This window comes from Pseudomonas sp. TSO6, assembly GCF_056098905.1.
Map to the genome: position 1 here is coordinate 124109 of NZ_JBLZWV010000033.1, position 26771 is coordinate 150879.

The 26771-nt window shown below is 63.4% G+C and carries 22 protein-coding genes and 1 pseudogene; 15 read left to right on the top strand and 8 right to left on the bottom strand.

Annotation, left to right across the window (positions count from 1 at the left end; all coding sequences use genetic code 11):
* Positions 1-32: 32 nt before the first annotated feature.
* From benA to ACN6NG_RS13520, 11 genes are all read left to right on the top strand, one after another.
* Positions 33-1391: a benzoate 1,2-dioxygenase large subunit gene (gene benA / locus ACN6NG_RS13470; RefSeq protein ID WP_041168021.1), complete on the top strand. Its 1359-nt coding sequence runs from the start codon at positions 33-35 to the stop codon at positions 1389-1391.
* Positions 1388-1873: a benzoate 1,2-dioxygenase small subunit gene (gene benB, locus ACN6NG_RS13475; RefSeq protein WP_004374327.1), complete on the top strand. Its 486-nt coding sequence runs from the start codon at positions 1388-1390 to the stop codon at positions 1871-1873. Before benA ends, benB begins: the two co-directional genes overlap by 4 nt.
* Positions 1874-1945: 72 nt before the next feature.
* On the top strand, positions 1946-2956 hold the full coding sequence (gene benC / locus ACN6NG_RS13480; protein ID WP_059394918.1) for a benzoate 1,2-dioxygenase electron transfer component BenC: 1011 nt from the start codon (positions 1946-1948) through the stop codon (positions 2954-2956).
* Between the two features lie 145 nt (positions 2957-3101).
* Entirely contained in the window at positions 3102-3863 is a 762-nt protein-coding gene (locus ACN6NG_RS13485) for a 1,6-dihydroxycyclohexa-2,4-diene-1-carboxylate dehydrogenase (RefSeq protein WP_028613974.1), read from the top strand.
* A gap of 56 nt (positions 3864-3919) precedes the next feature.
* Positions 3920-5251: an MFS transporter gene (locus ACN6NG_RS13490; RefSeq protein WP_063424187.1), complete on the top strand. Its 1332-nt coding sequence runs from the start codon at positions 3920-3922 to the stop codon at positions 5249-5251.
* A gap of 181 nt (positions 5252-5432) precedes the next feature.
* A complete protein-coding gene (locus tag ACN6NG_RS13495) occupies positions 5433-6632 on the top strand; it encodes a benzoate/H(+) symporter BenE family transporter (protein WP_197897436.1) in 1200 nt (399 codons plus the stop codon).
* A gap of 54 nt (positions 6633-6686) precedes the next feature.
* Complete coding sequence (locus ACN6NG_RS13500) at positions 6687-7937, top strand: OprD family porin (RefSeq protein ID WP_474314420.1); 1251 nt, start codon at positions 6687-6689, stop codon at positions 7935-7937.
* A 105-nt stretch (positions 7938-8042) separates the two neighbouring features.
* Entirely contained in the window at positions 8043-9119 is a 1077-nt protein-coding gene (locus ACN6NG_RS13505) for a metal-dependent hydrolase (protein ID WP_474314421.1), read from the top strand.
* A gap of 3 nt (positions 9120-9122) precedes the next feature.
* Positions 9123-9815 carry a TraX family protein gene (locus ACN6NG_RS13510; RefSeq protein WP_061202834.1) on the top strand — a complete coding sequence of 231 codons (693 nt, stop codon included), beginning with the start codon at positions 9123-9125 and terminating at the stop codon, positions 9813-9815.
* A gap of 77 nt (positions 9816-9892) precedes the next feature.
* Positions 9893-10798 carry a LysR family transcriptional regulator gene (locus ACN6NG_RS13515; RefSeq protein ID WP_197897439.1) on the top strand — a complete coding sequence of 302 codons (906 nt, stop codon included), beginning with the start codon at positions 9893-9895 and terminating at the stop codon, positions 10796-10798.
* 205 nt (positions 10799-11003) lie between these two features.
* On the top strand, positions 11004-11216 hold the full coding sequence (locus ACN6NG_RS13520) for a cold-shock protein (RefSeq protein WP_086979498.1): 213 nt from the start codon (positions 11004-11006) through the stop codon (positions 11214-11216).
* A 126-nt stretch (positions 11217-11342) separates the two neighbouring features.
* Here ACN6NG_RS13520 and nemA read toward each other — a convergent pair whose 3' ends face one another.
* From nemA to ACN6NG_RS13540, 4 genes are all read right to left on the bottom strand, one after another.
* Positions 11343-12470: an alkene reductase gene (gene nemA, locus ACN6NG_RS13525; RefSeq protein ID WP_197897440.1), complete on the bottom strand. Its 1128-nt coding sequence runs from the start codon at positions 12468-12470 to the stop codon at positions 11343-11345.
* Positions 12471-12640: 170 nt separating this feature from the next.
* The gene (locus ACN6NG_RS13530; protein WP_474314425.1) at positions 12641-13651 is read right to left on the bottom strand and encodes an aldo/keto reductase; all 1011 of its coding nucleotides are present in this window, start codon (positions 13649-13651) and stop codon (positions 12641-12643) included.
* A 72-nt stretch (positions 13652-13723) separates the two neighbouring features.
* Positions 13724-15244 carry an FAD-dependent oxidoreductase gene (locus tag ACN6NG_RS13535; protein ID WP_474314428.1) on the bottom strand — a complete coding sequence of 507 codons (1521 nt, stop codon included), beginning with the start codon at positions 15242-15244 and terminating at the stop codon, positions 13724-13726.
* A gap of 196 nt (positions 15245-15440) precedes the next feature.
* Positions 15441-16769 (bottom strand): MFS transporter, encoded by a 1329-nt coding sequence (locus ACN6NG_RS13540; protein ID WP_063424194.1) that lies wholly within the window; start codon positions 16767-16769, stop codon positions 15441-15443.
* A gap of 163 nt (positions 16770-16932) precedes the next feature.
* Between ACN6NG_RS13540 and ACN6NG_RS13545 the strand changes: the two genes are divergently transcribed.
* Positions 16933-18030, top strand: coding sequence for a sugar diacid recognition domain-containing protein (locus tag ACN6NG_RS13545; RefSeq protein ID WP_063424195.1), 1098 nt, complete (start codon positions 16933-16935; stop codon positions 18028-18030).
* 224 nt (positions 18031-18254) lie between these two features.
* Entirely contained in the window at positions 18255-19394 is a 1140-nt protein-coding gene (locus ACN6NG_RS13550) for a glycerate kinase (protein WP_063424196.1), read from the top strand.
* A 45-nt stretch (positions 19395-19439) separates the two neighbouring features.
* Here the strand turns inward: ACN6NG_RS13550 and ACN6NG_RS13555 are convergent, their stop codons facing one another.
* Positions 19440-20348 (bottom strand): LysR family transcriptional regulator, encoded by a 909-nt coding sequence (locus ACN6NG_RS13555; RefSeq protein ID WP_474314431.1) that lies wholly within the window; start codon positions 20346-20348, stop codon positions 19440-19442.
* A gap of 203 nt (positions 20349-20551) precedes the next feature.
* On the opposite strand from ACN6NG_RS13555, the pseudogene ACN6NG_RS13560 reads away from it, so the two are divergent.
* Together ACN6NG_RS13560 and ACN6NG_RS13565 are read left to right on the top strand one after the other, a co-directional pair.
* Positions 20552-21043, top strand: a pseudogene (locus ACN6NG_RS13560) (SDR family NAD(P)-dependent oxidoreductase); the annotation flags it as partial.
* 45 nt (positions 21044-21088) lie between these two features.
* Positions 21089-22198 (top strand): SMP-30/gluconolactonase/LRE family protein, encoded by a 1110-nt coding sequence (locus ACN6NG_RS13565; protein ID WP_229608984.1) that lies wholly within the window; start codon positions 21089-21091, stop codon positions 22196-22198.
* Here the strand turns inward: ACN6NG_RS13565 and ACN6NG_RS13570 are convergent.
* From ACN6NG_RS13570 to ACN6NG_RS13580, 3 genes are all read right to left on the bottom strand, one after another.
* On the bottom strand, positions 22188-23138 hold the full coding sequence (locus ACN6NG_RS13570) for a site-specific integrase (protein WP_041168023.1): 951 nt from the start codon (positions 23136-23138) through the stop codon (positions 22188-22190). The two genes, ACN6NG_RS13565 and ACN6NG_RS13570, sit on opposite strands and share 11 nt — an antisense overlap.
* Positions 23139-23294: 156 nt before the next feature.
* Positions 23295-25619 (bottom strand): putative bifunctional diguanylate cyclase/phosphodiesterase, encoded by a 2325-nt coding sequence (locus ACN6NG_RS13575; protein ID WP_474314435.1) that lies wholly within the window; start codon positions 25617-25619, stop codon positions 23295-23297.
* 81 nt (positions 25620-25700) lie between these two features.
* Entirely contained in the window at positions 25701-26684 is a 984-nt protein-coding gene (locus ACN6NG_RS13580; protein ID WP_353455378.1) for an SCO family protein, read from the bottom strand.
* Positions 26685-26771 lie beyond the last annotated feature (87 nt).

The window sequence follows — 26771 nt, forward strand, 5'->3', positions numbered from 1 at the left end:
AGGTCTTAACAATAACAAGGGAGACCCTGGCCATGTCCCTGGGATTCGACTACCTCAATGCCATGCTCGAGGACGACCGTGAAAAGGGCATCTACCGCTGCAAGCGCGAGATGTTCACTGACCCACGCCTGTTCGACCTGGAAATGAAACACATCTTCGAGGGCAACTGGATCTACCTGGCCCACGAAAGCCAGATCCCCGAGAAAAACGACTTCCTCACCCTGACCATGGGGCGCCAGCCGATTTTCATCGCGCGCAACAAGGACGGTGAGCTCAATGCCTTCCTCAACGCCTGCAGCCATCGCGGTGCCATGCTGTGCCGGCACAAGCGCGGCAATCGCTCCAGCTACACCTGCCCGTTCCACGGCTGGACGTTCAACAACAGCGGCAAGCTGCTGAAGGTGAAAGACCCGAGCAACGCCGGCTATCCCGACAGCTTCAACTGCGACGGCTCCCACGACCTGACCAAGGTGGCGCGCTTCGAGTCGTACCGGGGCTTTTTGTTCGGCAGCCTGAACGCCGATGTGAAACCGCTGGTGGAGCACCTGGGCGAATCGGCCAAGATCATCGACATGATCGTCGACCAGTCGCCGGAAGGCCTGGAAGTGCTGCGCGGTGCCAGCTCGTACATCTATGAAGGCAACTGGAAGCTCACCGCCGAAAACGGAGCCGACGGGTACCACGTCAGCTCCGTGCACTGGAACTACGCCGCTACTCAGAACCAGCGCAAGCAGCGCGAGGCGGGCGACGAGATCAAGACCATGAGCGCCGGTGCCTGGGCCAAGCAGGGTGGCGGCTTCTACTCCTTCGACCACGGCCACTTGCTGCTGTGGACCCGTTGGGCCAACCCGGAAGACCGCCCGGCCTATGAGCGCCGCGACCAGCTGGCTGCCGACTACGGCCAGGCGCGTGCCGACTGGATGATCGAGAACTCGCGCAACCTGTGCCTGTACCCGAACGTGTACCTGATGGACCAGTTCAGCTCGCAGATCCGCGTTGCCCGGCCGATTTCAGTGAACAAGACTGAAATCACCATCTACTGCATCGCCCCCAAAGGTGAGAGCGCCGATGCCCGTGCCAAGCGCATCCGCCAGTACGAAGACTTCTTCAACGTCAGCGGCATGGCCACCCCGGACGACCTGGAAGAGTTCCGCTCGTGCCAGACCGGCTATGGCGGCGGCACTGGCTGGAACGACATGTCCCGTGGCGCCAAGCACTGGGTCGAAGGCGCCGATGAGGCAGCCAGGGAGATTGACCTCGAACCCCTGCTGTCTGGCGTGCGTACCGAAGACGAAGGCCTGTTCGTGCTGCAGCACAAGTACTGGCAGGACACCATGATCCAGGCCCTCAAGGACGAACAGCAGCTGATCCCTGTGGAGGCCGTGCAATGAGCCTGTATGAAACCGTGCGCGACTTCCTCTACCGCGAAGCGCGCTACCTGGACGACGCCCAGTGGGACCAGTGGCTGGAACTGTACGCCAGCGATGCCAGCTTCTGGATGCCGAGCTGGGACGATGACGACACCCTCACCGAAGACCCACAAAGCGAAATCTCGCTGATCTGGTACGGCAACCGTGGCGGCTTGGAAGACCGCGTGTTCCGCATCAAGACCGAGCGCTCCAGTGCGACCGTGCCCGACACCCGTACTTCGCACAACATCAGCAACATCGAGATCGTCGAGCAGGGCGAGGGCAGCTGCCAGGTGCGTTTCAACTGGCACACCCTGAGCTTCCGCTACAAGACCACGGACAGTTACTTCGGCACCAGCTTCTACACCCTCGACCTGCGCGGCGAACAGCCGCTGATCAAGGCCAAGAAGGTGGTGCTGAAGAACGACTACGTGCGCCAGGTCATCGACATCTACCACATCTGATACAGGTTTTTGCGAGTACTGCCCGGTGCGTCCTGCGACGCGCCGTGGGCCGGCTCGCCTGCGAGGTGCAACATGAGCTACCAGATCGCACTGAATTTCGAAGACGGGGTTACCCGCTTCATCGAGGCTGCCGGCCATGAAACCGTGGCTGACGCTGCCTACCGCCAGGGCATCAACATCCCGCTGGACTGCCGCGACGGCGCCTGCGGTACGTGCAAGTGCAAGGCCGAATCCGGCCGCTATGACCTGGGCGACAACTTCATCGAAGATGCCCTGAACGAAGACGAAATTGCCGAAGGCTACGTACTGACCTGCCAGATGCGGGCTGAAAGCGACTGCGTCATCCGCATCCCTGCTTCGTCGCAGTTGTGCAAGACCGAACAGGCCAGCTTCGAGGCCGCCATCAGCGATGTGCGCCAACTGTCGGCCAGCACCATTGCCCTGTCGATCAAGGGTGAAGCGTTAAGCCGCCTGGCCTTCCTGCCGGGGCAGTACGTCAACCTCAAGGTGCCGGGCAGCGAGCAGAGCCGCGCCTATTCGTTCAGTTCGTTGCAGAAGGGCGGCGAAGTCAGCTTCCTGATCCGCAACGTACCGGGTGGGTTGATGAGCAGCTTCCTGACCAACCTGGCCAAAGCCGGCGACAGCATGAGCCTGGCAGGGCCGCTGGGCAGCTTTTACCTGCGGCCGATCCAGCGCCCGCTGTTGCTTTTGGCTGGCGGTACCGGCCTGGCGCCGTTCACCGCGATGCTGGAGAAAATTGCCGAGCAGGGCAGTGAGCACCCGCTGCACCTGATCTATGGCGTGACCAACGACTTCGACCTGGTCGAGCTCGACCGCCTGCAAGCGCTGGCGGCGCGCATCCCCAACTTTACCTACAGCGCTTGTGTGGCCAACCCGGACAGCCAGTACCCACAAAAGGGCTACGTGACCCAGCACATCGAGCCACGTCACCTCAATGACGGCGATGTGGACCTGTACCTGTGCGGGCCACCGCCGATGGTCGAGGCGGTCAGCCAGTACGTGCGCGAGCAGGGTATTACCCCGGCCAACTTCTACTACGAAAAGTTTGCCGCGGCGGCCTGACAGCCCGTCGGGGCCGCTTCGCGGCCCTTTCGCGGCACAAGGCCGCTCCTACAGGGAAACGCGATCCATGTGGGAGCGGCCTTGCGTCGCGATGGAGGCCGCAGCCCTCCCAATTGCCATTAACCGGGTCATGCAGGAAAAACATATGAACAACAGATTCCAAGGCAAGGTTGCCCTGGTCACCGGTGCCGCTCAAGGCATCGGCCGGGGCGTGTGCTGGCGGCTGAAGGCCGAAGGCGCGCAAGTGGTGGCTGTAGACCGTTCCGAACTGGTCCACGAGCTGGCCGGCGAAGGCATGCTCACCCTCACCGCCGACCTGGAGCAACACACCGATTGCGCCCGGGTCATGGCCAGTGCGGTGGAAACCTTCGGCCGCCTCGACATCCTGGTCAACAACGTTGGCGGCACCATCTGGGCCAAGCCTTTCGAGCACTACGAAGTCGAGCAGATCGAGGCCGAAGTGCGCCGTTCGCTGTTCCCCACCCTGTGGTGCTGCCATGCCGCGCTGCCGTACATGCTTGAGCGCGGCAGCGGCGCCATCGTCAACGTTTCTTCCATCGCCACCCGTGGCGTCAACCGGGTGCCTTATGGCGCAGCCAAGGGCGGCGTCAACGCGCTTACCGCATGCCTGGCCTTCGAAACTGCAGGGCGCGGCATCCGCGTCAACGCCACTGCGCCCGGCGGCACCGAAGCGCCACCCCGGCGCGTGCCACGCAACAGCGCCGAGCAAAGCGAACAGGAAAAACACTGGTACCAGCAGATCGTCGACCAGACCCTCGACAGCAGCCTGATGCACCGCTACGGCAGCATCGACGAGCAGGTGGGGGCGATCCTGTTCCTCGCTTCCGACGAGGCCTCTTACATCACCGGCGTGACCTTGCCGGTAGGGGGCGGCGACCTCGGCTGAGCAACACCCCAAGGCAACAGCTTTCCATCACAACAAAAACAAGAGCGACAGATGCCATGCGAACCCTTGACGTACACCCGATCATCGATAACGCGCGTTTCACCCCGTTCCACTGGATGGTCATGGCCTGGTGCGGCCTGCTGCTGATCTTCGACGGCTATGACCTGTTCATCTACGGCGTGGTACTGCCGGTCATCATGAAAGAGTGGGGCCTGACCCCTTTGCAGGCCGGTGCGCTGGGCAGTTACGCGCTGTTCGGCATGATGTTCGGCGCCCTGGCGTTCGGTAGCCTGGCCGACCGCATCGGGCGCAAGAAGGGCATTGCCATCTGTTTCGCCTTGTTCTCGGTGGCGACCATCCTCAATGGCTTCGCCACAAGCCCGAGCGAGTTTGGCATCTACCGCTTCATTGCCGGCCTGGGCTGTGGCGGCCTGATGCCCAACGCTGTGGCGCTGATGAACGAGTACGCGCCCAAGCGCCTGCGCAGTACGCTGGTGGCGATCATGTTCAGCGGCTATTCGCTGGGCGGCATGCTGTCGGCGGGCGTCGGTATTTTCATGCTGCCGCGTTTCGGCTGGGAGTCGATGTTCTTCGCAGCTGCTGTACCACTGCTGGTGTTGCCGGTGATCCTCTACTACCTGCCAGAGTCCATTGGTTTTCTGGTGCGCAAGGGGCGTACCGAGGAAGCGCGGGCGTTGCTCAAACGACTCGACCCGCAATGCGACGTGCAGGCCGATGACATGCTGCAGGCGGCTGACCGTAAAGCGGGTGGCGGGGCGTCAGTGCTGGAGCTATTCCGCAACGGCCTCGCCATCCGCACCCTGGCACTGTGGCTGGCGTTCTTCTGCTGCCTGCTGATGGTTTATGCACTCAGCTCCTGGCTGCCAAAACTGATGGCCAACGCTGGCTACAGCCTGGGTTCCAGCCTGTCGTTCCTGCTGGCGTTGAACTTCGGCGGCATGGCTGGGGCCATCCTCGGCGGCTGGCTGGGTGATCGCTACAACCTGGTCAAGGTAAAGGTGGCGTTCTTCATTGCCGCCGCGCTGTCGATCAGCTTGCTGGGCGTCAATAGCCCGATGCCGGTGCTGTATCTGCTGATCTTCATTGCCGGCGCCACAACCATTGGTACGCAGATCCTGCTGTATGCCGGCGCCGCGCAAATGTATGGGCTGTCGGTGCGTTCCACGGGGCTTGGCTGGGCCTCGGGTATCGGCCGCAACGGCGCCATCGTCGGCCCCTTGCTGGGCGGCGCACTGATGGGCATCAACCTGCCCCTGCAACTCAACTTCATCGCCTTCGCCATCCCTGGCGCGATTGCCGCACTGGCCATGGCCGTGCACCTGGCCAGCGGCCGTCGGCAAGCCCAGGCCATCGCGGCGCAGGCATGACCCGAAAAGAACAAGGCCAGGCTACACCGCGTTGGCTTCTTCGCGGGCTTGCCCGCTCCCACAAGGATTGCGCGCAGTCGGTGCACTGCACTGGACCTGTGGGAGCGGGCACGCCCGCGAAGAAGCCAACACAGAACAAGAGCCAGCCACAAAGACCGGCCACTGCCTTGCGGGATGCGCCATGAAAACCCTGATCAATGACAGCTCACTGTCCGCCATTGTCGCGGGCTGCATCGCCACGATGATCTCTTACGCCGGCCCGCTGGTGATCATTTTCCACGCCGCCGAAGCGGCCGGGCTGTCTCACCAGCAGTTGTCATCCTGGGTCTGGGCCGTGTCCATGGGCAGTGCGGTGCTTGGTGCGCTGCTCAGTTTGCGCTACCGCGTGCCGGTAGTGATCGCCTGGTCGATCCCCGGCTCCGCGCTGCTGGTCACTGCCTTGCCGCAACTCGGCCTGGAACAGGCCGTAGGTGCCTACCTGGTGGCCAACCTGGTCCTGCTGCTGATCGGCATCAGCGGGGCCTTCGACCGCATCATCGCGCGCTTGCCGGGGTCCATCGCCGCTGGCATGCAGGCTGGCATCCTGTTCGGTTTTGGTATCGAAGTGTTCCGCGCCTTGCCAGTGCAGCCGTTGCTGGTACTGGCGATGTTCGTCACCTACGTGCTGATGCGCCGGGTTCAGCCCCGTTACGCAGTGGCTGCGGTGCTGTGCGTGGGCTCCCTGGTGACCGTGGCCAGTGGTGCGTTCCGTAGCGAGGCGCTGGTACTGGAACTGGCTTCGCCGCAGTGGATCACCCCTCAGTTCAGCCTGCCAGCGGTATTCAGCCTGGCGCTGCCGATGGTGCTGGTGGCGCTGACCGGGCAGTTCATGCCGGGCATGGCGGTGCTGCGCAATGCGGGTTACGCCACACCGGCCAGCCCGTTGATCAGCGCCAGTGCCCTGGCCGGTACCGTGCTGGCGCCATTCGGCTGCCACGGGCTGAACCTGGCGGCGGTTACCGCCAGCCTGTGCACGGGCCATGAGGCCCACGAAAACCCACGACGGCGCTATGTGGCGGCAGTGGCTGGCAGCACGCTGTACCTGCTGCTGGGCATTGCCGGTGCCACATTGATGTCGCTGTTCGCAGCCTTTCCCGCCGCACTGATCGCGGCCCTGGCCGGGCTGGCCCTGTACGGCGCCATCAGCGAGGCGCTGGCCCGCAGCCTGGCAGAACCGGCCGAGCGCGATGCAGGCCTGTTCACCTTCCTGGTCACCGCTTCGGGGGTGGCCTTCCTTGGCCTGTCGGCAGCGTTCTGGGGGCTGCTGTTCGGCCTGCTGACCCATGCACTGCTCAGGCTGCGCCAGCCGCGTGCCGGGGAGGTGCTGCGCCGCACCAGATGAACTGCCGTGTTCCCAACGCTTTATCCATAAAAACAAGATCAAGAGAGCTTCGGAATGAACAACACCCCTTGCGTAGCCCTGGGCCTGACTTTGCTCAGCCAACCATTACTGGCCGCCGAAGGCGGTTTCTTCGAGGATTCGAAGGCCACCGTGAGCGCCCGCAACTATTACTTCAGCCGCGATTTCTCCGATATTGTCGGGGCCAACAGGCAGTCCAAGGCAGAGGAGTGGGCCCAGGGCTTCATCCTCGACTTCAAGAGCGGCTACACCCCGGGTACGGTCGGCTTTGGCGTCGATACGCTGGGGCTTTTGGGCATAAAGCTGGACAGCAGCCCCGACCGCGTCAACACCGGCCTGCTGCCGGTGCATGGCGACGGCCGTGCTGCCGACGAGTACAGCCGACTTGCGCCCACCTTCAAGGCCCGCCTGTCGAAGACCGAACTGCGCGTCGGTGAACTCCAACCGAACCTGCCAGTGCTGACCTTCAGCGACATCCGCCTGCTGCCGCCGACCTACCAGGGCGCCAGCGTGAGCTCGTCTGAAATTGACGGGCTGACCGTGCAGGCCGGGCATCTGAAAAGCACCCACCTGCGCAACGAAGGCGGCGACGGCAAGATGAACGCGATGCTCGGCCATGTGCCGATGCGCCAGGCCGAGAGCGATGCCTTTAACTACGTGGGCGGGGACTATGCGTTCAATGCCAACCAGAGCAGCGTCAGCCTGTGGTACGGGCAACTGGAGGATATCTACGAACAGGGCTTTGTCGGCCTCAAGCACAGCAAGCCTGTGGGCGATTGGGTGCTCAGTGCCAATCTGGGCTACTTCACCGCGCGTGAGGATGGCGAGGCGTTGCTGGGCAACATCGACAACCAGGCGTTCTTCTCGATGTTCACCGCCCGGCATGGCGGACACAGCTTCCATGCGGGCTACCAGGGCATCTATGGCGACAGCCCGTTCCCACGGGTGTTCGCCAATATTTCGCCGCTGGGTAACGAGGTGCCGACGTATGAATTCGCTTACACAGACGAACGCTCGTACCAGGTGCGCTACGACTACAACTTCGCCGCCATGGGCGTGCCAGGCCTGACGGCGACCGTGCGCTACATCACCGGTAACAATGTCGATACCGGGCTGGGCTATGAAGGCCGTGATCGCGAGCGCGACCTGGACATCGGTTATGCGGTACAGAGCGGGGTACTGAAAGGGCTGGGGATTCGGGTGAGAAACGCCATGGCACGTTCCAATTACCGCAGCGATATCGACGAGAACCGGCTGACCCTGGTGTACACCTGGCAGTTGTTCTGAAAGGTATACACAAAATCACGAGCATTTCGCCGCTACTACACAGGAATTGCGTATCGGCACAGGTTGGGGGTAGCTTTCAGGAACCACCTTTCAGGGATGCTATCCGTGGACTCCATTACCCAGGCCGTACTCGGCGCTGCCCTGCAAGGCACCGTGCTTGGCCGCATCCAGGGCCGCCGCTCGCTGTTGTATGGCGCCGCCCTGGGCACGCTGCCCGACCTCGATGTGATCATCCGCTATGCAGACCCTGTGTCGCAGATGACCTACCATCGCGGCTTCTCGCACTCGCTGTTCGTGCTCACCGGGCTGGCTTTGCTGCTGGCCTGGCTGGTCAATAAATGCTGGCCCGGCGAAGGCTACACCTTGCCCAGGCTGTTCCTTGCTTTCTGGCTGGTACTCGTCACCCACCCGTTGCTGGATGCCTTTACCGTGTATGGCACGCAACTGTTCTGGCCACTGCAACCCACCCCCCAAAGCTGGGCCGCAGTGTTCATTATTGATCCGGTCTATACCTTGCCACTACTGGCGGCGGTCATCTACACAAGCATCAAGGGCGTTACCGGCCGGGCTACACGCCTGTTGACCCTTGCACTGGTGTTCAGTACCGCTTACCTGGGTTTCGGCCTTGCCGGGCGCATGGCAGCCGAGCAACGCTTCCAGGCGGCACTGGACCAGCAAGGCATCGTCGTGAGCGAGGTTCGCGCCGTGCCTATCGCGTTCAACAGCCTGGTCTGGCGGGTAATGGCCAAGACCCAACATGGTGACTACTACGAAGGCATCAGCAGCGGGTTCGACCGGCAGGCGCCGGAAATGCAACGCTTGCCGCGTAACCTGGAACTGGCAAACGCGCTGGCAGGCGACCCTTTGCACCAGCGCTTGCGCTGGTTCACCGGCGACTGGCTGCGGTATGACCAGATAGGCGATGCGCTGGTGGTCACCGACCTGCGCATGGGCATCCCGGGCAACTATACCTTCCGTTTCAACATGGCGCACCGCGACACCCAGGGCCACTGGATTGTCGATATGCCTTCGGCGTGGGACGGCGCCGGGCCCGGGTCAATGTTCAACGGCAATGACCTGGTGTTGATCTGGCGTCGTATCGTCGACCAGCAGCCACCTTTGCCCCTGGCTGCCTGGACCGACCGGTACCTGGGGGCAGGTGCGGTCGACCGCGGGCACTGAGGCATGCGTTCGGCCGGGCTGGACCTGGTCAAATGGACAGCGATGCTGACCATGGTTGCCGACCACCTGCGCTTCATATGGCCTGAGGCCGAGGGTTTGTTCGTGCTCGGCCGCCTGGCGTTTCCGCTGTTTTGCCTGGCCATTGCGGTGAATGTGGGGCGCGCCAGGGCAGAGCTGTTCCATACCCGCGCCAATCTGCGCTATCTGTCGCTGATGCTGCTGTTCGCGGTGCTCTCGGAGCCTGCCTATCGTTGGCTGGACAGTGGTTCGCAGACGTTCAGTGTAATGCCGACACTGGTACTGGGATTGCTGGTTGCCTGGGGTGTGCACCACCCATTGCGGTCGGCGCGAGTGCTTGGCCTTGCAGGCCTGCTGGCGGGGTGGTTGTTCAGTGATCAATTGATGTATGGGCTGGCGGGGGTGTTGCTACCTGGCGCCTGGCTGGTGGCACGCAGGCAGGGCGGATTGGCCTGGTTGCTACCCTGCCTGATGGCCATTGGTGGCAACCTGACCAACAACTGGCTGCGCGAGCACTTTCTGGCACCCATTACCCTACTGACGCTGGTTGCTGCTGTGCTGGCAGTGCCTGTCGGGTGGCTGTTGTTACGCCATGATGCTTGGCAGGTACCTGCCGTAGGGCGGTGGGGATACCTGTTCTATCCCGTGCATCTGCTCGTGATCAAAGGCTTGTCGTGAGGCTTGCCGTTCCTGGCGCTTGCAATTCACAGATCCAGACCCATCTAAACCGGCCGCATCACACTCAGGAACCGTCCATGGAACCCAACCGCTTCGGCGATATCGCCGCCTTCGTCAGCGCCGCCAAGGCCGGCAGCTTCACTGCCGCCGCCGCAAGCCTGGGCCTGACCCGGTCGGCGGTGGGCAAGAGCATTGCTCGGCTGGAGGCCCGCATGGCGGTGCGTTTGCTCAATCGCACCACGCGCAAGCTGAGCCTGACCGATGAAGGCCTGGTGGCATTCGATCGCTGGCGACAGATACTGGATGACCTGGACGAGGTGGAAAGTGCCATGGCCCAGCGCCGCGGTAAGCCCACCGGTACCTTGCGCCTGACTGCGCCGCTGTCGCTCGGCCAGCGCCATGTGCTGCCGGTGCTGGACCAGTACCTCAAGCAGTGGCCTGAACTGCGCGCAGACATCCGCTTCACCGACCGTTTCGTCGACTTGGTCGAGGAGGGCGTGGACGTTGCGGTGCGTATCGGCGCACCCAAGGAAGACTCGCAGCTGTTGACCCGCACGGTGGCCTGGCAGCAGTTTGTCACCTGCGCTTCGCCCGCGTACCTCGAAGCGCGAGGTATTCCCTTGGTGCCTGCCGACCTTTATGGTCACGACAAGATCGCCTTCCTCGCGGGCGAGAAAGCCATGCCTTGGCGCTTTGACACTGAAGCAGGCCTGCACCTGTGCGAAGACCCTGGCCGGTTGAACATCGACAGCTCGGAGGCGATGCTCGACGGCGCCCGGGCCGGCTTCGGGCTGATTCACCTGCCCACCTACATCACCGGTGACGACCTGCGCGCTGGCGCCCTGGTGGAAGTACTGCACGCCTACCGGCCACCGGCGGACCCGATTCGCATCGTGTACCCGAGCAAGCGCCACCTGTCCCCTCGGGTACGCGGTTTCATCGACTTGTTGGTCGCCAGCTGGGAATCGGGCGGGCCTTGGTAGCACTGATTGGGGATTATCAGGCCCCCATGCCGAGCCTGTATCTGGGTTTATCGCTGGCATCGGCGACTTTTTTTGTGTACTGGTAAAAGTGTGAGTGGCTAGTTGGCTTCATATCGCCCAAGATGGAGTATGAAGATGCCAGTCGATCGACTGGCGGCTCAACTATCCATGTAAACGCACCAGCCAGCATTTGAGGGATTAGAGTATGTCCAACAGACAAAACGGAACGGTCAAGTGGTTCAACGATGAGAAGGGGTTCGGTTTCATCACTCCCGACGGCGGTGGCGACGACCTTTTCGTCCACTTCAAAGCCATTGAATCGGACGGCTTCAAGTCGCTGAAAGAAGGCCAGAAAGTGTCTTTCGTTGCCGAAAAGGGCCAGAAGGGCATGCAGGCTGCGCAAGTGCGCGCCGAGTAAGATGCCTGAGTGACTGGTACGCTAAGGCGTGCCCGGCCACTGGAAGACGGAGCCCCTGGAGGGCTCCGTTTTTTGTCTTTCAGATCCAGGGGCAGGATGGCCGTCTGTATCCGGTGAATACCCTGATTATCGGTGAACCCAAGCTTCACCAGCGCCCATGGCCTGGTGCAGAAACGGATAATCTGTATAGCCTTCGGGCCCATTGGCGTAATCGAACTGTGCCCGATGTTCGTTCAGAGGCGCCTGCACCCGCAGCCGCTGTACCAGGTCCGGGTTGGCAATGTAACTGCGCCCGAACGCTACGGCATCGATCAAACCGCGCCCAATCAAGTCTTCGCCTTTCTCGGCGGTGTAGGCACCCGCAGCAATGATAACCCCCGGATAGGCATCGCGGATCGCCTGGCGGAACTCGTCACGCAGCGGCTTGCCGCCGGCCCAGTCCGGCTCGGACAGGTGCAGGTAGGCGAGGTTGCGCTTGGCCAGTTCGCGGATCAGGTATAGCCCTGCGGCCTCCTGGTCTTCGCCATTGTCCACGCCATTGAACCCGCCCAGCGGGAACACGCGGATACCCACGCGCTCGGCACTCCAGTTGGCAATTGCCGCGTCCACTGCTTCAAGCACGATGCGCGCCCTGTTTTCGACGCTACCGCCGTAGCGGTCCTCGCGCTGGTTGGCGCTCGGGGTAAGGAACTGGTGCAGCAAATACCCGTGGGCAGCGTGCAGTTCGATGAAGTCGAAGCCGGCTTCGCGGGCGTTCACCGCTGCCTGGCCGAAGTCGGCGACGATGCCTGCAATCTCGTTCTCGTTCAGGGCGCGCGGTGCGGAGGTTTCTACACGTACCAGGTTGCCTTGCTCGTCACGCAGGGTGGTACGTGCGCCGGCCGGCAGCGCCGAGGGCGCCACAGGCGCTTCGCCGCCGGGTTGCAACGAGGTGTGCGACACCCGGCCGGTGTGCCACACCTGCACGGCGCTGTGGCCACCTTCGGCATGAATGCCTTCGTTGATGTGCCTCCAGGCGGCAATCTGCTCGGCGCTATGAATGCCGGGCGAGCCGGAATAGCCCTTGGCCTGGAAGGAGATCTGGGTGGCTTCGGTGATGATCAGCCCGGCGCTGGCACGCTGGCGGTAATACTCGGCCATCATGGGGGTTGGCACATCGCCCGGCTCGAGGCTGCGCAGGCGGGTGAGGGGGGCCATGAACACCCGATTGGCCAAGGTGAGCGGGCCGATTTGCAGGGGTTGGAAGAGTTTCATTGCAGCTCCAGAGGTGAAAACCAATGGTGCGCACGATACCGAGATGATTGGGGAAAGGGGGGACCGGAAGCCCGGCGCAGGGCTCCCCAATTCCGTTGTCAGTACCGGCCCTGTAGGAGCAGCCTTGTGCTGCGAAGAGGCCGGTAAGGCTAAAGATTGTCTTCGAATAATCAGCTACGGGCCAACCGCCCGCTCACATAGTGGGCCACATCATTGAACCCTGGCGTCGACGCATGCCCCGGCGTCACCAGCGAATCGATGAACGCTTCATCCTCCGTCGTTATCTTCACCCCCAATGCACCACCATAGGTATCCCACTGTTCCTCGGTACGCGGCCCGACAATCGCCGAACTCACCCACTGGTTGTTCAACACCCAGGCAATGGCAAACTCGACAATGCCTATACCCTTTGCCTCTACATAAGCCTGGATCTGCCGGGCGATGGCCAACGACTCCTGGCGCCACTCCACCTCCATGATGCGCTTGTCCTGGCGCCCGGCGCGGCTGCCGGCATCGGGCACGGCACCCGGCGCATACTTGCCACTGAGTACGCCCCGGGCCAATGGGCTGAAGGGCACCACGCCCAGACCCTGTGCGGCGGCTGCAGCGAGCTGCTCCGGTTCGGCCTGGCGGTTGACGATGTTGTACAGCGGCTGACTGACCACCGGCTTGGGCACACCCAGTCGCTCGGCAACGTGGCAGACCTCGGCAATGCGCCAGCCACGGAAGTTGGACACGCCCCAGTAGCGGATCTTGCCCTGGCGCAGCAGGTCGCCAATGGCCTGTACGGTCTCTTCCAGCGGCACCTTCTGGTCTTCGCGGTGCAGGTAGTAGATATCCAGATAGTCCATGCCCATGCGCGTCAGGGTGGCTTCCAGCGCGTTGAAGATGTGCTTGCGTGACAGCCCGCTGCGGTTCGGCAGGCCGTCGGCCGGGCCGAAGCCGACCTTGCTGGCAACGATCCAGTCCTGGCGATGGCGCGCCACTGCTTCTCCGACGATTTCTTCCGAGCGCCCGGCGTTGTACACGTCGGCGGTGTCGATGAAGTTGATACCCTGGTCCCAGGCCTTGTCGATGATGCGCAGGGCGTCCTCGGTGCTGGTCTGCTCGCCGAACATCATGCTGCCCAGGGTAAGGGCGGAAACCTGCAGGCCACTGTGGCCGAGGGGGCGGTAGATCATGCGCGTGGTTCCTTTTGCAGTCGGCTGATCCACCTGTTTTACACACAACCGGGGCGCTTTTAAAGGCGGCTGTCAGCCAAGCAGCGTGATCGCCTCCTGCAGGTTCAATGGGCGTTTCAGGCGCTGCGACAGCGCCGCCATGGCATCAGAGTAACCTTTGGCGATGACGGCCTCGACCTGTTCACCCACACACTGAAAGGCAATGAAATCGCCTTTTTCCGGCTCACCGACAAACTCGATCCGGTTCCACTCCCGTGCGTGGCCCAGCACTTCATAGGTGCGGCCGTGCTGGTAGGTCCAGAAGAATGGCACATCGGCGTAGCGGCGCTGCTCGCCGAGCATGTTGGCGGCGGCGATCACCCCGTGTTGCTGGGCCAGGCGCCAGTGCTCGATGCGTACAGGGCGACCCGAGAGCGGGAACGTGGCGATGTCGCCTGCTGCCCACAAACCGTCAGCGGCGCGCATTTCTGCATCGACCCGCAGCGACTTGTCCTCGTTCAACTGCACGCCCTGCAGGAAAGCGGTGGCCGGTATCACGCCGGTGCCAAGCAATACCAGTGGCGTCTCCAGGCGTTCACCGTTGGCCAGCAGCACCGCTTCGACCTTGTCCCGGCCTTCGAACCGCTGGACTTGCGTAGGGCCGTGGAAGGTGACCCCTTTGCGCTCATGCAGTTCGCGGATACTGCGCCCGATGCGATCACCTAACTGCCTGGCAAGCGGGACTTCATGGCGAGTCACCACGTGCACCTGAACGCCGTACCTGCGCAGGGCCGAGGCCGCCTCCAGGCCGATGAAGCCGTCGCCTACGATCACCGCCGGCTGGCCGGGTTCGGCTGCGTCGAGCAGCTGTGCGGCATCCACCCGCGAGCGCAAGGTGAACACGCCGGGCAAGTCGGCGCCGGGGATATCAGGGCGTAGTGCCTTGGCGCCGCTGGCCAGCAGGCAGGCGTCGTAACCGATCTGCTGGCCATCGGCCAGCGTAATCTGGCGTTTCTGGCTGTTCAGGGTGCGCACCTTGCCGTGCTTGCGCTCCAACTGGCCCTTGCGCAGGGCGTCGGCTTCGAGCAACGCAGGTACTTCATCGGGCGTCATCTGCCCTGCAATCACGAATTTGCTCAGCGCGGTGCGGTCGTAGGCCGGCTGGCGCTCCTGGTCGATCCACACCAGCCGGCCAGCGAAGCCATGGGCCAGCAAGGTGGCTACTGCGGCGCTGCCGGCCGCACCAGCGCCCACCACAACGAAGCAGCGGGCATCGCTGTGCCTGGGTGGTGCGATGGCGGGCAGCGGTTGGTCGTCGACCCAGACTTCATCGTCCTTCACCCAGGCCTTGTAGCGGCGCAGGTCAGCCAGCGCCGGGGGTTCGCAGACCACTCCGTCATCGACGGCAAATGCAGCCTTGTGCCAAGGGCAAACCAGCAGGCCGCCGCAGACCAGGCCTTCATCCAGTGGGGCACCTGCGTGGGGGCAGTTACCCTGGTAGGCATGCACCTGATCGCCCTGGCGAATGAGGATGAGCTCTTCATTGCCGGCCTGGACGCGCAAGGGGCGATGTTCGTCGAGCTGGGCCAGACAGGCCACGGCGTGCTGGGTCATGGGGTTCTCCAAAGGGGCCTTTGGAACCATTTGACGCCTGGGGTAGGGAGGGGATGCGTTGAACCGACGATCGGTGGAGGAGGAAAATGTAGGGTAGCCTGGCGGGCCTCTTCGCGGGTGAAACCGCTCCCACAGGATCACCACAGCCTCGAAGGCTGTGGCATGCCTGTGGGAACGGGTTTACCCGCGAACAGGCTCAACTGGCACGTGCAGAACTCAGCGCACCCGACCGCGTGACACGCAGGGCCACCAGGCTACCCAGCACGATCAACGCCGCCAGCGAATACAGCGCGGCATCGGTGGAACCGGTCTGGTCCTTGATGAACCCCACCAGGTACGGGCTGAGGAAACCGGCCATCTGGCCCACGGAGTTGATGATCGCCAGCCCGGCAACTGCTGTACCGGCGCTGAGCAGGGCGGTTGGCATCGGCCAGAACATCGGCAGCCCGGTCAGCGCGCCCATGGTGGCGATCGACAGGCCCAGAATGGCAATGGCTGGGTTGCCGGCGAAGTTCACCGCAATCAGCAGGCCAACGGCGCCCATCAGCATCGGCACCACAAGGTGCCAGCGGCGCTCGTTGCGCAGGTCTGCCGAGCGGCCGCAAAGGATCATGAACACACCGGCCAGCAGGTACGGGATGGCGCTGAGCCAGCCGATCAGCAGTGGATTGTCGAAGCCCATGTTCTTGATGATCGACGGCAACCAGAAGTTGATCGCGTACACGCCACTCTGGATGCAGAAGTAGATGAAGCCAAAGGTCCAGATAAGCGGGTTGGTCAACACTGCGAGCACGCCATCGCCCGTGGTTTTCGGCTTGCCCGCAGCGTCGGCTTCGAGGTCGTTGGCGATCAGCTGGCGCTCGGCCGGGCTCAGCCAGGCGGCTTTCTGGTAACCGTCGCTGAGCAGGAACACCGCCAGCACACCCAAGGCAACTGTGGGCAGGCCCTGGATCAGGAACATCCATTGCCAGCCGGCCAGGCCGTGCTGGCCGGCGGCAAAGTGCTGGAGGATCCAGCCGGAAAACGGCCCGCCGAGCAGGCCCGACACCGGGATTGCCGACATGAACAGGGCCATGATGCGGCCGCGACGGGCGGCCGGGAACCAGCGCGAAAGGTACAGCACCACGCCCGGGAAGAAGCCGGCTTCGGCAGCGCCGGTAAGCAGCCGCAGGGCGTAGAACTCGGTGGGGGTTGTGACGAACAGCAGGCAGGTGGACAGGCTGCCCCAGGCAATCATCATCAGCGCAATCCAGCGCCGCGGGCCGAAGCGGTTCAGTGCCAGGTTGCTCGGCAGGCCGCAGAGCACGTAACCGATGAAGAAGATGCCGGCACCAAGGCCGTACACCGTTTCGCTGAATTTCAGGGCGTCGAGCATTTGCAGCTTGGCAAAGCCGACGTTGACGCGGTCCAGGTAGTTGAACAGGTAGCAGATGAAAATGAACGGAATCAGCCGCAGGGTGATGCGCCGGTACAGCGCGTTGCGGGTGGTGTCCGAGCCTTGGTCAGGGGCGGGGCTGTGTGCCATGATCGGGTTCTCTTTTGTTATGGTTTTTGCCGCGTCGCCTGTTCCGGCGCTCGCCCTGACGAGTCTCGGGGACTGCGGCTAGCCTGTCTTTGTGCTTTTGCACAGCGCTCGGCCCAGGCTGCTGTGCCCGAGCCCAAAAGCCTAACACCTAAAGGACCACGCAATGTTCGAACTCGACCATGACCTGGCACAGGATATCGTTGACCGGGCCATGGCCATTCTGCCGTGCAACGTCAATGTCATGGACAGCCAGGGCTTGATCCTGGGCAGCGGCGAGCCGGAGCGCATCAACACCCGTCACGAGGGGGCGCAACTGGTTTTGGCCAATGGCCGGATCGTCGAACTGGATACTGACGCGGCCAAGTGCCTGAAGGGTGTGCAGCCCGGGGTGAACCTGCCACTGATGCTTGATGGCCGGCTGATGGGTGTACTGGGCCTGACCGGGGACCCGCAGCAGGTGCGCACCTATGGTGAGCTGGTACGCATGACTGCCGAGATGCTGTTGGCCCAGCGCCATCTACAGGCCGACCAGCAATGGCGACGGCAGCGCTGTGATGATTTGCTGGCACTGTTGCTGGGCGGCAGCGGTGATTCACCTCGGCTGCTCGACGAAGCCCGGCAATTGGGCCTCAAGCCTCAGCTGCCGCGGGTACCTTGCCTGTTCGAACTGGCCTCGGGGCCACCCGCCGAGGCGTTGTCGGCGTGGTTGATGAGCCGGTACCCGGACAGCTGGTGTGTCAGCCCGGCCCGCCAGTCATTGCTGTGGTGCCGGCCGGCCAGCGTGGCACTGGATGAGCCGCGCCTGCTGGAGCGCCTGCAACGTCACGGTTGGGAAGTGGAGCGGCTGGCCCTGGGCAGTGCCGCGCAGAGCCTGGAGCAGTTGCGCCGGGGTTACCGCCGGGTACGCGATTTGCTGGCCTATGGCCGCGAGGTATTGCCTACCGAACGCTTGCTCAGCCTGCAGCGCTACCGGCTGCCGGCGCTGCTGTGGCGCCACCGCAATGATGATGCGCTGGATGAGCTGCTGGAGCCGCTGCAGCGCATTCGCGCCAGGGACAACAGCGGCCAGCTGCTCACCACGCTGCGCGCCTGGTGTGCCCATGACGGCCAGAGCCAGGCCTGTGCCGATGCCCTGGGCATCCACCGCAACAGCCTGCGCTATCGCCTGGAGCGGATTGCCGAACTGGGCGAGGTCGACCCGCTACGCATGGAAGGAATGCTCAGTTTGTACTTGGGGTTGCAGCTGTTGCCAGCAGCCTGAAGTATTCACCTGCACTGGCCCTATCGCCGGCAAGCCAGCTCCCACAGGATGCATGCTGCCCTCAGGGCTGTATCACACCTGTGGGAGCTGGCTTGCCGGCGATAGGGCCAGTGCAGGCAAAAAGGCATCCGCCCAAACAACCCGTCCGGCGTTTTGTGCATTTGACCGAGGCCCCGTTGGCGAACAGCTGTCAGCATGCCGCTCATCAGGACAGGAGAATCCCCATGAAGATCGTCATTGCCCCCGACTCGTTCAAGGACAGCCTCGACGCTGCCGGTGTCGCCCGCGCTATCGCCGCGGGCCTGCGCGAGGCGTGGCCGGACGCTGAACTGGTAGAGTGCCCGATGGCCGACGGCGGCGAAGGCACCATGGAGGCGATCCTTGCCGCCAGCCACGGCGAATTGCGCCGCCAGACCGTGCGCGGGCCGCTGGGGCAGAGCGTGGAGGCCGGGTGGGGCTGGTTGCCACAAAGCCGTACGGCAATCATCGAAATGGCCCAGGCCAGTGGCCTGCAACTGGTACCGACCGGCCAGCGCGACGCTTGCCGCAGCAGCACCTGGGGCACAGGCGAGCTGATTGCAGCCGCCTTGGCCGCCGGTGCGCAGCGGGTAGTACTGGCCATCGGTGGCAGCGCCACCAACGATGCCGGCAGCGGCATGTTGCGCGCACTTGGCCTGCGCCTGCTGGACGCTGACGGGCAAGCGCTGGAGGAGGGCGGCCTGGCCCTGGCCAAGCTGGCCCGCATCGACGCCAGCGACCTCGACCCACGGCTCGCCGAAGTGCAATTTGAAGTGGCGGCTGACGTCGACAACCCGCTGTGTGGCGCCAATGGTGCTTCGGCGATCTTCGGCCCGCAGAAGGGGGCCAACCCGCAGCAAGTGCAGGCGCTGGACCAGGCACTGGGGCATTTTGCCGATATCTGTGCTCAGGTGCTGGCTAAGGATGTGCGCGACTACCCAGGTTGCGGCGCTGCCGGTGGCATGGGCTTCGCTGCCCGGGCCTTCATGGGCGCACAGTTCCGCCCTGGGGTGGAGGTAGTGGCCGAGTTGGCCGGCCTCGATGAATTGGTGCAGGGGGCACATCTGGTGGTGACTGGTGAAGGCCGTTTCGATGCCCAGACACTCCGTGGCAAGACACCGATGGGTGTGGCCCGGGTAGCCAAGCGTCATGGCGTGCCAGCGGTGGTGCTGGCCGGGACCTTGGGTGAGGGTTATCAGCAGTTGTATGCCCATGGGGTCGATGCTGCATTTGCGTTGGCCAGCGGGCCGATGAGCCTGGAGCAGGCTTGTGCCAATGCTGCGCAGTTGCTGCAGGCGCGGGCTTGTGACATTGGTCGGCTATGGCGCGTTGCAAAGCGAACCTGACCTGAGCTGAACCCTGTGGGAGCGGGCGTGCCCGCTCCCACAGGGTTACCTGATGGTGGGCTGGGAATCGAACATGGCAATGAAGTTGGCCAGTGCTGGCGAAGCGTTCTGGGCGTTCCATTTCATGTACAGGCCGATCCCGGGTGCGGGTTGCTTATCGATCGGCCGGATCGGGCAAAACTGCACCCGCTCACGCGCAGTGGAACCGACGAACGAGGCCGGCACCAGGGCCACGCCAAAACCACATGCCACCAGGCCCAGCAAAGTGTGAATCTGCGCAGCTTCCTGCACCACCCGGGGGTAAAAACCCGCCGCCTCACACAGCGCAAGCAACTGCGCGTGATAGCCACCGCCCAAGGCTTGCGGGGTGAATACGAAATCCTCATCGGCAAACTCGCGCAGGTCGACTTCCCCCTGTTGCGCTTTCGCGTGGCTGGCGGGCAAGGCCATGACGATCTGTTCATCAAGCAACAACCGTGCTTCAAGGGTGCCAGCCGGCAGCGGCAGCCTGCGCATGAAACCGATATCTGCCTCACCGGCCAGCAAAGCCTTGGCCTGTGACGCCGATGGCATCTCGCGGATGGTTAACTGCACGTTCGGATAAGTCTCGCGAAAACGGCGCAAGCTGCTGAGCAGCGAGTCGTAATAGGCGATGGAAATGGCCGTGATGGTCAGCTTGCCGCTGACCCCTGCAGACACACTGCGGGCGTACTCGATCCCCTGTTCCAGCTCAGCCAGCGTGCGGTAGGCCGTGTCGAGAAACGCCGCACCCGCTGCGGTCAGGCGCACCCCGCGCTTGTTGCGCAGCAGCAGGCTGAAGCCCAGTTTTTCTTCAAGGCGGTTGATCGCCTGGCTCAGCGGTGGTTGCGCCATGTGCAGGCGCTCGGCGGCCTTGTGAAAGTGCAATTCTTCGGCCACAGCGATGAACTGCCTGAGCAAACGTGTTTCGATCATCCCTATTCCTGCAGCGTGGCTACTCGTCGGTGATATCCCTGAGATATCAAAGGTGCATGCTTTTAATATTAAGTCATAGATTTGTTTGTTGATATCGTAAAAAGGAGAATTGAAGGTAGCCAGAAATGCCCGTTACAGACCCTTTTCACAATAAAGTTGCGGTCATCACCGGTGCCGCACAAGGCCTGGGCCTGGCCTATGCCATGGCGTTGGCCGAACGTGGTGCGCAGGTCGTCATCAGCGACCTGGGCACCGACCGATCGGGGCAAGGGCAGGACGCTTCGGCACTCGAACACGCACTGACGGCCATGCGTGGCAAAGGCTTTGCGGTGGTTGGGCACGCCGGGCAACTGGAGGACGAGGGCGCCTGCAAGCAACTGGTCGAGCTGGCCATCGAGCAGTTTGGCGCGCTGGATATCCTCATCCACAATGCCGGCTGGGTCGATTACCAGCGTATCGAAGATCATGAATCCGCCTTCCTGCAACGCGCGCTGGGCATCAATGTGCATGCGCCCGTGTGGCTGGCCAAGCATGCCTGGCCCCATCTCAAGCGCTCCGCAGCGCCACGGGTAGTACTGACCACCTCGGACCGTGCCATGTACCAGCGCTATGCGCAGCCTGGGCTGGTGGCCTATGCCGCCGGCAAGATGGCCCAGGTCGGCATCATGAACGCCCTGAGCATGGAGGGCCAGGAGCACGGCATCCTGGTCAATGCCATATCGCCGGTGGCCAAGACCCGCATGTGGGGCATCAGCCAACCGCCAGAAGAGCTGAAGCCCGAGTGGGTTACGCCTGGCGTGCTGTACCTGGCCAGTGCGCTGTGCCATGACACCGGCTACATCTTGCGCGCCAGCAACGGCCAGTTCACCGCCACACGCTTCAACGAAAACAGCGGCGTCAGCTACCCCCGGGACCTGGGCCGTGTGCAGGCCGCCGACCTGGCCGAAGTGGCCGAGCGCTGGAACCGCATCAAGGAATGCAACTACGTGCCGGTCAAAGTCGCCAACACGCGCGCGGACCTGGGTGAAAGCCTGGTCTGGGATGAGCGCAGCGGCGCGTTGTACTTCGTCGATATTTCTGGCGGGCGCATCAACTGCCTGACGCCGGATGGCGAAGTTCACAGCCTTTACGCGTCAGCCGCGCGCATTGGCGCCTTGGCGCTGACCGACCGGGGCAACCTGATTTTCACAGAAGATGCCAGCGTGGCCATCTTCGATGTGCCGGCGCGCAAGGTGCTCCAGCATTCTGCATCTGTCCACCCACGTTCAACCTACCGCTTCAACGACGGCGCCTGCGACCCGCAAGGACGCTTCGTTACCGGGCTGATGGACGAAGCCTTGAGCGGCAATACCGGGGCGCTGTTCCGCTTCGACGGGCAGTTGAACGACCAGGTGATCCACGACGACATGGCCTTGCCCACCGGCCTTGCCTGGTCGCAGGACGGCCATACGGTGTACTTCGTCGATTCGGCGGCGCGCGCCATCTACCGCGCGGAGTATCTCGTCGAAGGCCGACTGGGTGCGGTGACGCTGTTTGCCGAAACCCCCGCCGAACTGGGGCGGCCGGATGGCCTGGCGCTGGACCGCGAAGGCGGGCTGTGGGTGTGCCAGTACCATGGCAGCTGCCTGCTGCGTTACGACCGCCACGGCCACCTGACCGACCAGGTGTTGATGCCGGTACCGTGCCCCACCAGTTGCTGCTTTGGTGGGCCGGGCTTGAACACCTTGTACATCAGCACCGCGCGCTTCGACATGAGCCCTGAAGAGCTGCACCATTACCCCGATGCTGGCGACCTGTATGCCATCCGCCCGGAAACTGGCGGCGTTGCCCGGCACAGCTTCAAGGAATAAGCCGTTGCATCTGGCTGGCCGGTAAAACGGCCAATTCGCCAAAGCGCTGCGCCGAGTCGATATAGCGCAAGGCCGACTTGGCGTCTTTCCAACCCACGTAGCTCATCAGCGATTTCAGTTCCCAGCCATTGGCGGTTGCCCAGGTGGCGAAGCCACGCCGTAGCGAGTGGCCGGTATAGAGCGCGGCCGGTACCCCGGCACGCTCCAGCATGCGCCGCAGCAGGCCGACCAGGCTGTTGCTGTTGAGGGCGCTGTCACCGAGGTTGCCCCAGCGGTCGAGCTTGCGGAACACCGGCCCATGGGCAATGCCGGCAACCTCCAGCCATTGCAGGTAGGCCGTGACCGGGCACAAGGCTTTCAGGGCAGGGGTGCGATGTTGCACGCCCAGGGCTTCTCGGTCGCCCTTGCTGCGCGGCAGGAACAACGTGATACCGACACCCGCTTCGGCCTTGATATGTTCGATGCGCAGGCGCGCCAGTTCATCACCACGAAAGCCACGCCAGAAACCCAGCAACAGCAGCGCACTGTCACGGCGGGCCCGGCGCAGGGCGGCCAGGTCGTGATGTTCACGTGCCTGGCGGGCCTCCTCTTCAAAACAGGTCACCGCAGTTTGCAGGTGCTGCAACAACAGCGGGGCTGCCTGCTTGGGCGGCGTCGGGTGCAGGGTGCGGATACCGCGGAGCACCTGGCGCACCAGCGGCGCCTTGGTCGGATCGGGGAAGCCTTGGGCGACGTGCCATTGGCTGAGCGCAGCCAGGCGCTGGCGCAGGGTGCTGACGGCATGCTGGTCGGCGTGGTCGGCCAGGTAGCGGGCAATGCTCTCGGCAGTGGCAGGGAGAAAACCGCCCCAGTGGGTTTCGAAGTGCTCGATGGCAGCCTGGTAGCTGCGCCGGGTGTTGTCACGGGTGGCGGCGCGAAGGTAGCGCTCGATATCGGTCATGGTACGGGTGTCGATGGGTAATGGGCACACCATAAACCGAATCAAGGGATATTGCATGCCAGCGCGGTCTCTGTAGAGCGGCCTTGCGTCGCGATGGCGCGCGAAGCGGGCCCAGGTTGTCAGCTGGGGGGCAGTGGGGCAGCGCCAGTGTCCGCATTACACGCATGCTTTCTCCTCGACACCATTGAACGGCGGGTACTCGCGTAACTGCGCCGGCGACAGTGGCCGACTGAAGTGGTAGCCCTGGGCGATATCACAACCGGCAAGCTTTAGGCACACCACCTGTTCGCGGGTTTCCACGCCTTCGGCAACCACTTCCAGGCCCAGGCGTTTGGCCAGGATGATGGTGGAGGACACGATCGGGCTGTCATCAGGGCTGTTGGACAGCGGGGCGATCAGCGAGCGGTCGATCTTCAGCTTGCTCAATGGCAGCGAATGCAGATGGGCGAAGCCGGCGTAGCCACGGCCGAAATCATCCAGGCTGATGCCCAGGCCAGCGCCGCGCAGGGTATGCAGGTGCTCCACGGCCGTGCCTTCGGGGTCGAGGATGGTGGTTTCGGTAATTTCCAGCTCCAGCCGCTGCGGGGCGATGGCATACCTTTGCAGTTCGTTCAGCAGCCGCATGGCGAAGTCGCCTTGGCGCAGTTGCAGGGCGGATACATTCACGGCCAACCGCGTTTCCCGGCCCTGCACGTCCCAGCCCGCCAAGGCTTCACAGGCCAGGCGCAACACCTCCCAGCCCAGATCGACAATGAAGCCGCTGCGCTCTGCCAGGTCGATGAAGCGGTCCGGGTACAGCAGGCCGAACTCGGGGTGGTCCCAGCGTACCAGCGCTTCGTAGCCCAGTACCTGCTGGGTGTCGAGGCGGATCTGCGGCTGGTAGTGCAGCACGAACTGGCGCTCGGCCAAGGCGCTGCCGAACGCCTGTTCAAGGGTAAAGGCCTGGATGTCGGCCGTGTTTAGCGAGGGGTCGAAGAAGCGATACTGGGCCCGGCCGGCCTGCTTGGCCGAATACATTGCGGCATCGGCACTGCGGATCAGGCTGTCGATGTCCTGGCCGTCGCGTGGACAGATGCTCACGCCCACACTCGGGCTGGTGTTGACCTCCTGGCCGTCCAGGGCATAAGTGGCCGACAAGCGCTGGACCAGTTCATGGACCCAGGCATTGATCTGGTCTTCGCTGCGCTCGCCCGCCAGCAGCACCACGAATTCGTCGCCGCCAAAGCGCGAAGCCTCGTCACCGGCCTCCAGCAAACGCTGGATGCGGCCGGCCACGGCCTGCAACAGCAGATCGCCGATCTTGTGCCCGAGCGAATCGTTGATTGACTTGAAGCGGTCCATGTCGATGAACAGAATCGCCATCAACCGGCGCTTGCCACGCTGGCGGGTCAGCGCCTGGGCGGCCACCTCGACGAACTGGCGGCGGTTGTGCAGCCCGCTGAGGTGGTCGGTGGCGGCGGCATGGCTGCTGCGCCGGTGTTCGTCCTCAAGGCGGCCGATAAGCTGCTGGTTGACCTGCTGGGCATGTTCAAGGGCGCTGAAGGCCTCTTGCCGCTTGCGCAGCAGACGCAAGGTCCACAGCAGGCTGGCGATGATCATCAGCGTCATGCTCAGGTTCAACCAGAATTGCCGGGAATAGGCCAGGGTCGAAGGCGCGAGGATTTCATCCTGGCGCTGGCTGACCACTACGCTGAACCCGCGCTCTGGAACATGTCGGTACAGGCTCTGGTACGCGTCGCCGGCCACGTATTGGGTCAGCATGCCCGCGTCGCTGCCGGTATCCGGCAGTTCAGGCTGCAACCCATCGCCGGCCACCACCACGCCGCTGGTGTCTATGCGCAGCCGCTCCAGCCCGTCATCCTGCAGCAGGCGCACCAGCCCGCTGCTGCCCAGGTCGATATGCTGGAACAGTACCGCGAGGTAGCCGATGTCCAGTTGCACCACCAGGATGTTTTCGATGTCGCGGCCTGGCAGGTCGGTCAACGGCAGCAGAAACGGCAGGCGCCAGTTGGGCAGGGTGGCCTGCTGGTCCGGCGCCTGCACGCTGGGCAGAAAGGGCTTGAACCCATAGCGGGCAACGTGCCATTGCAGCTGGCGTAACCAGTCCTCGGGCAGTGCGGAAGCTTCGTCGGTATGGCTGGCTGACAACAGCCGGCCTTGCCGGTCGTACAGGCTCATGCGTTTGAACACCGGGTCCTCGGCCAGTATCCGCGCCAGGCTGATGTTGCCCTGGCGTAGCACCTTCATGTCGTCCTGGGTGACCCGGCCAACGGCCTGGGCGCGGTCGACCAGCTGGCGCAGGCTTTCACCGACGATGCTGGCCAGGTTCAGGTGCTCGGCGGCCTTGGCCGACAGCGCGTCCTGGCGGGCGGCGGCTTTCTGCGTGATGTGCAGCCCCCAGAGAAAGGCCAGGGTGGCCGCACAGAGCATCAGGATCAGCAGTCGCAGGAGGCTGGCGGATGAAAGCGAACGGCGTATCACTGCTGACAGTTCCCGACCCTGGGTGATGCTCAAAAAATACGACAAGGAGATGACAGGCTGATGACTAATGGCTAATCGCCTCTAAGGGTTTTCCCTATTCGCGACGGGTGTTTGCAGGCGCGCGGTTTCTTCCTCGATATAGCTCATCAATGCGCTGACTTCGGCATCGCCCAGGCGCATGTTGGGCATGGCCAGGCGGTTGTATTGCTCATACAGCAGCATGGCCAGTGGGTCTTTCTCGGCCAGCATCTGGTCGGGCTCCTTCAGCCAGCGGGTCAGCCAGCTGGCGTCACGCTGACGGGTTACGCCCAGGAGGTCGGGGCCAATACCTGGCTGGCCTGGCTCGGTGTTGCCAAGGGTGTGGCAGGAAGAGCAACGCGTACGGAAAATCTGCTCGCCACTGCTGGGGGAACGTATCTCGGGGGCCTGGGCATAATCATTGTTCATGGCGCTGGCCTGCTTCCAGTTGTGCAAGCTGTTGCCCAGCCGGTCAGCGAGGATGTACGGGCTTTCGAAGGGCGAGGCCTTCATCCAGCGGCCGGTGGCCTGGTTGCCGATGATAAGGCTCAGGTTGTGGTCTTTGGAGCGGCCGTTTTCCAGGCCGTCTATCCACAAGCCCAGGCTACGGCGCAATTGCTCGATGTCGTCGGGCTCGCCGGTGAGCAGCGTCCAGCCAGGGCCGATGCCGAACTTTTCGGCGTAGCGTTTCAGGGTGGCGGGGGTGTCGTTGTAGGGGTCGATGCTGATGGAGTAGAGGAATATGTCCTTGCCGACCCGGTCACCGAGAATCTTTTGCACCTGGCGCAACCGCGCGGTTTCCACCGGGCATGAGTCAGTGCAGCCGGTGAAGATGAAGTTGATGGCGACCACCTTGTCCTTGATCAGGTCGTCGAAGAAACGCACCTTGTCGCCGTCCTGGGTGAGCAGGGGGATGTTGGGGAAGTAGTCGGCGCCCCAAGGGCTTGCGGTTTCCTCGGCCACCGGTTGCTTCGGCTGCAGTGGCCAGTACGGGATGCTGGCGGCAAATACCGCGAGTACCAGCAGGAAACGCCATGAGCCAGGCATGATAGGGTCCTCTATGGTGTGCAGCCCTTCGCGGGCACGCCCGCTCCCACAGGAACTTCACAGAGCTCGCAGCTGCGCGATTTCTGT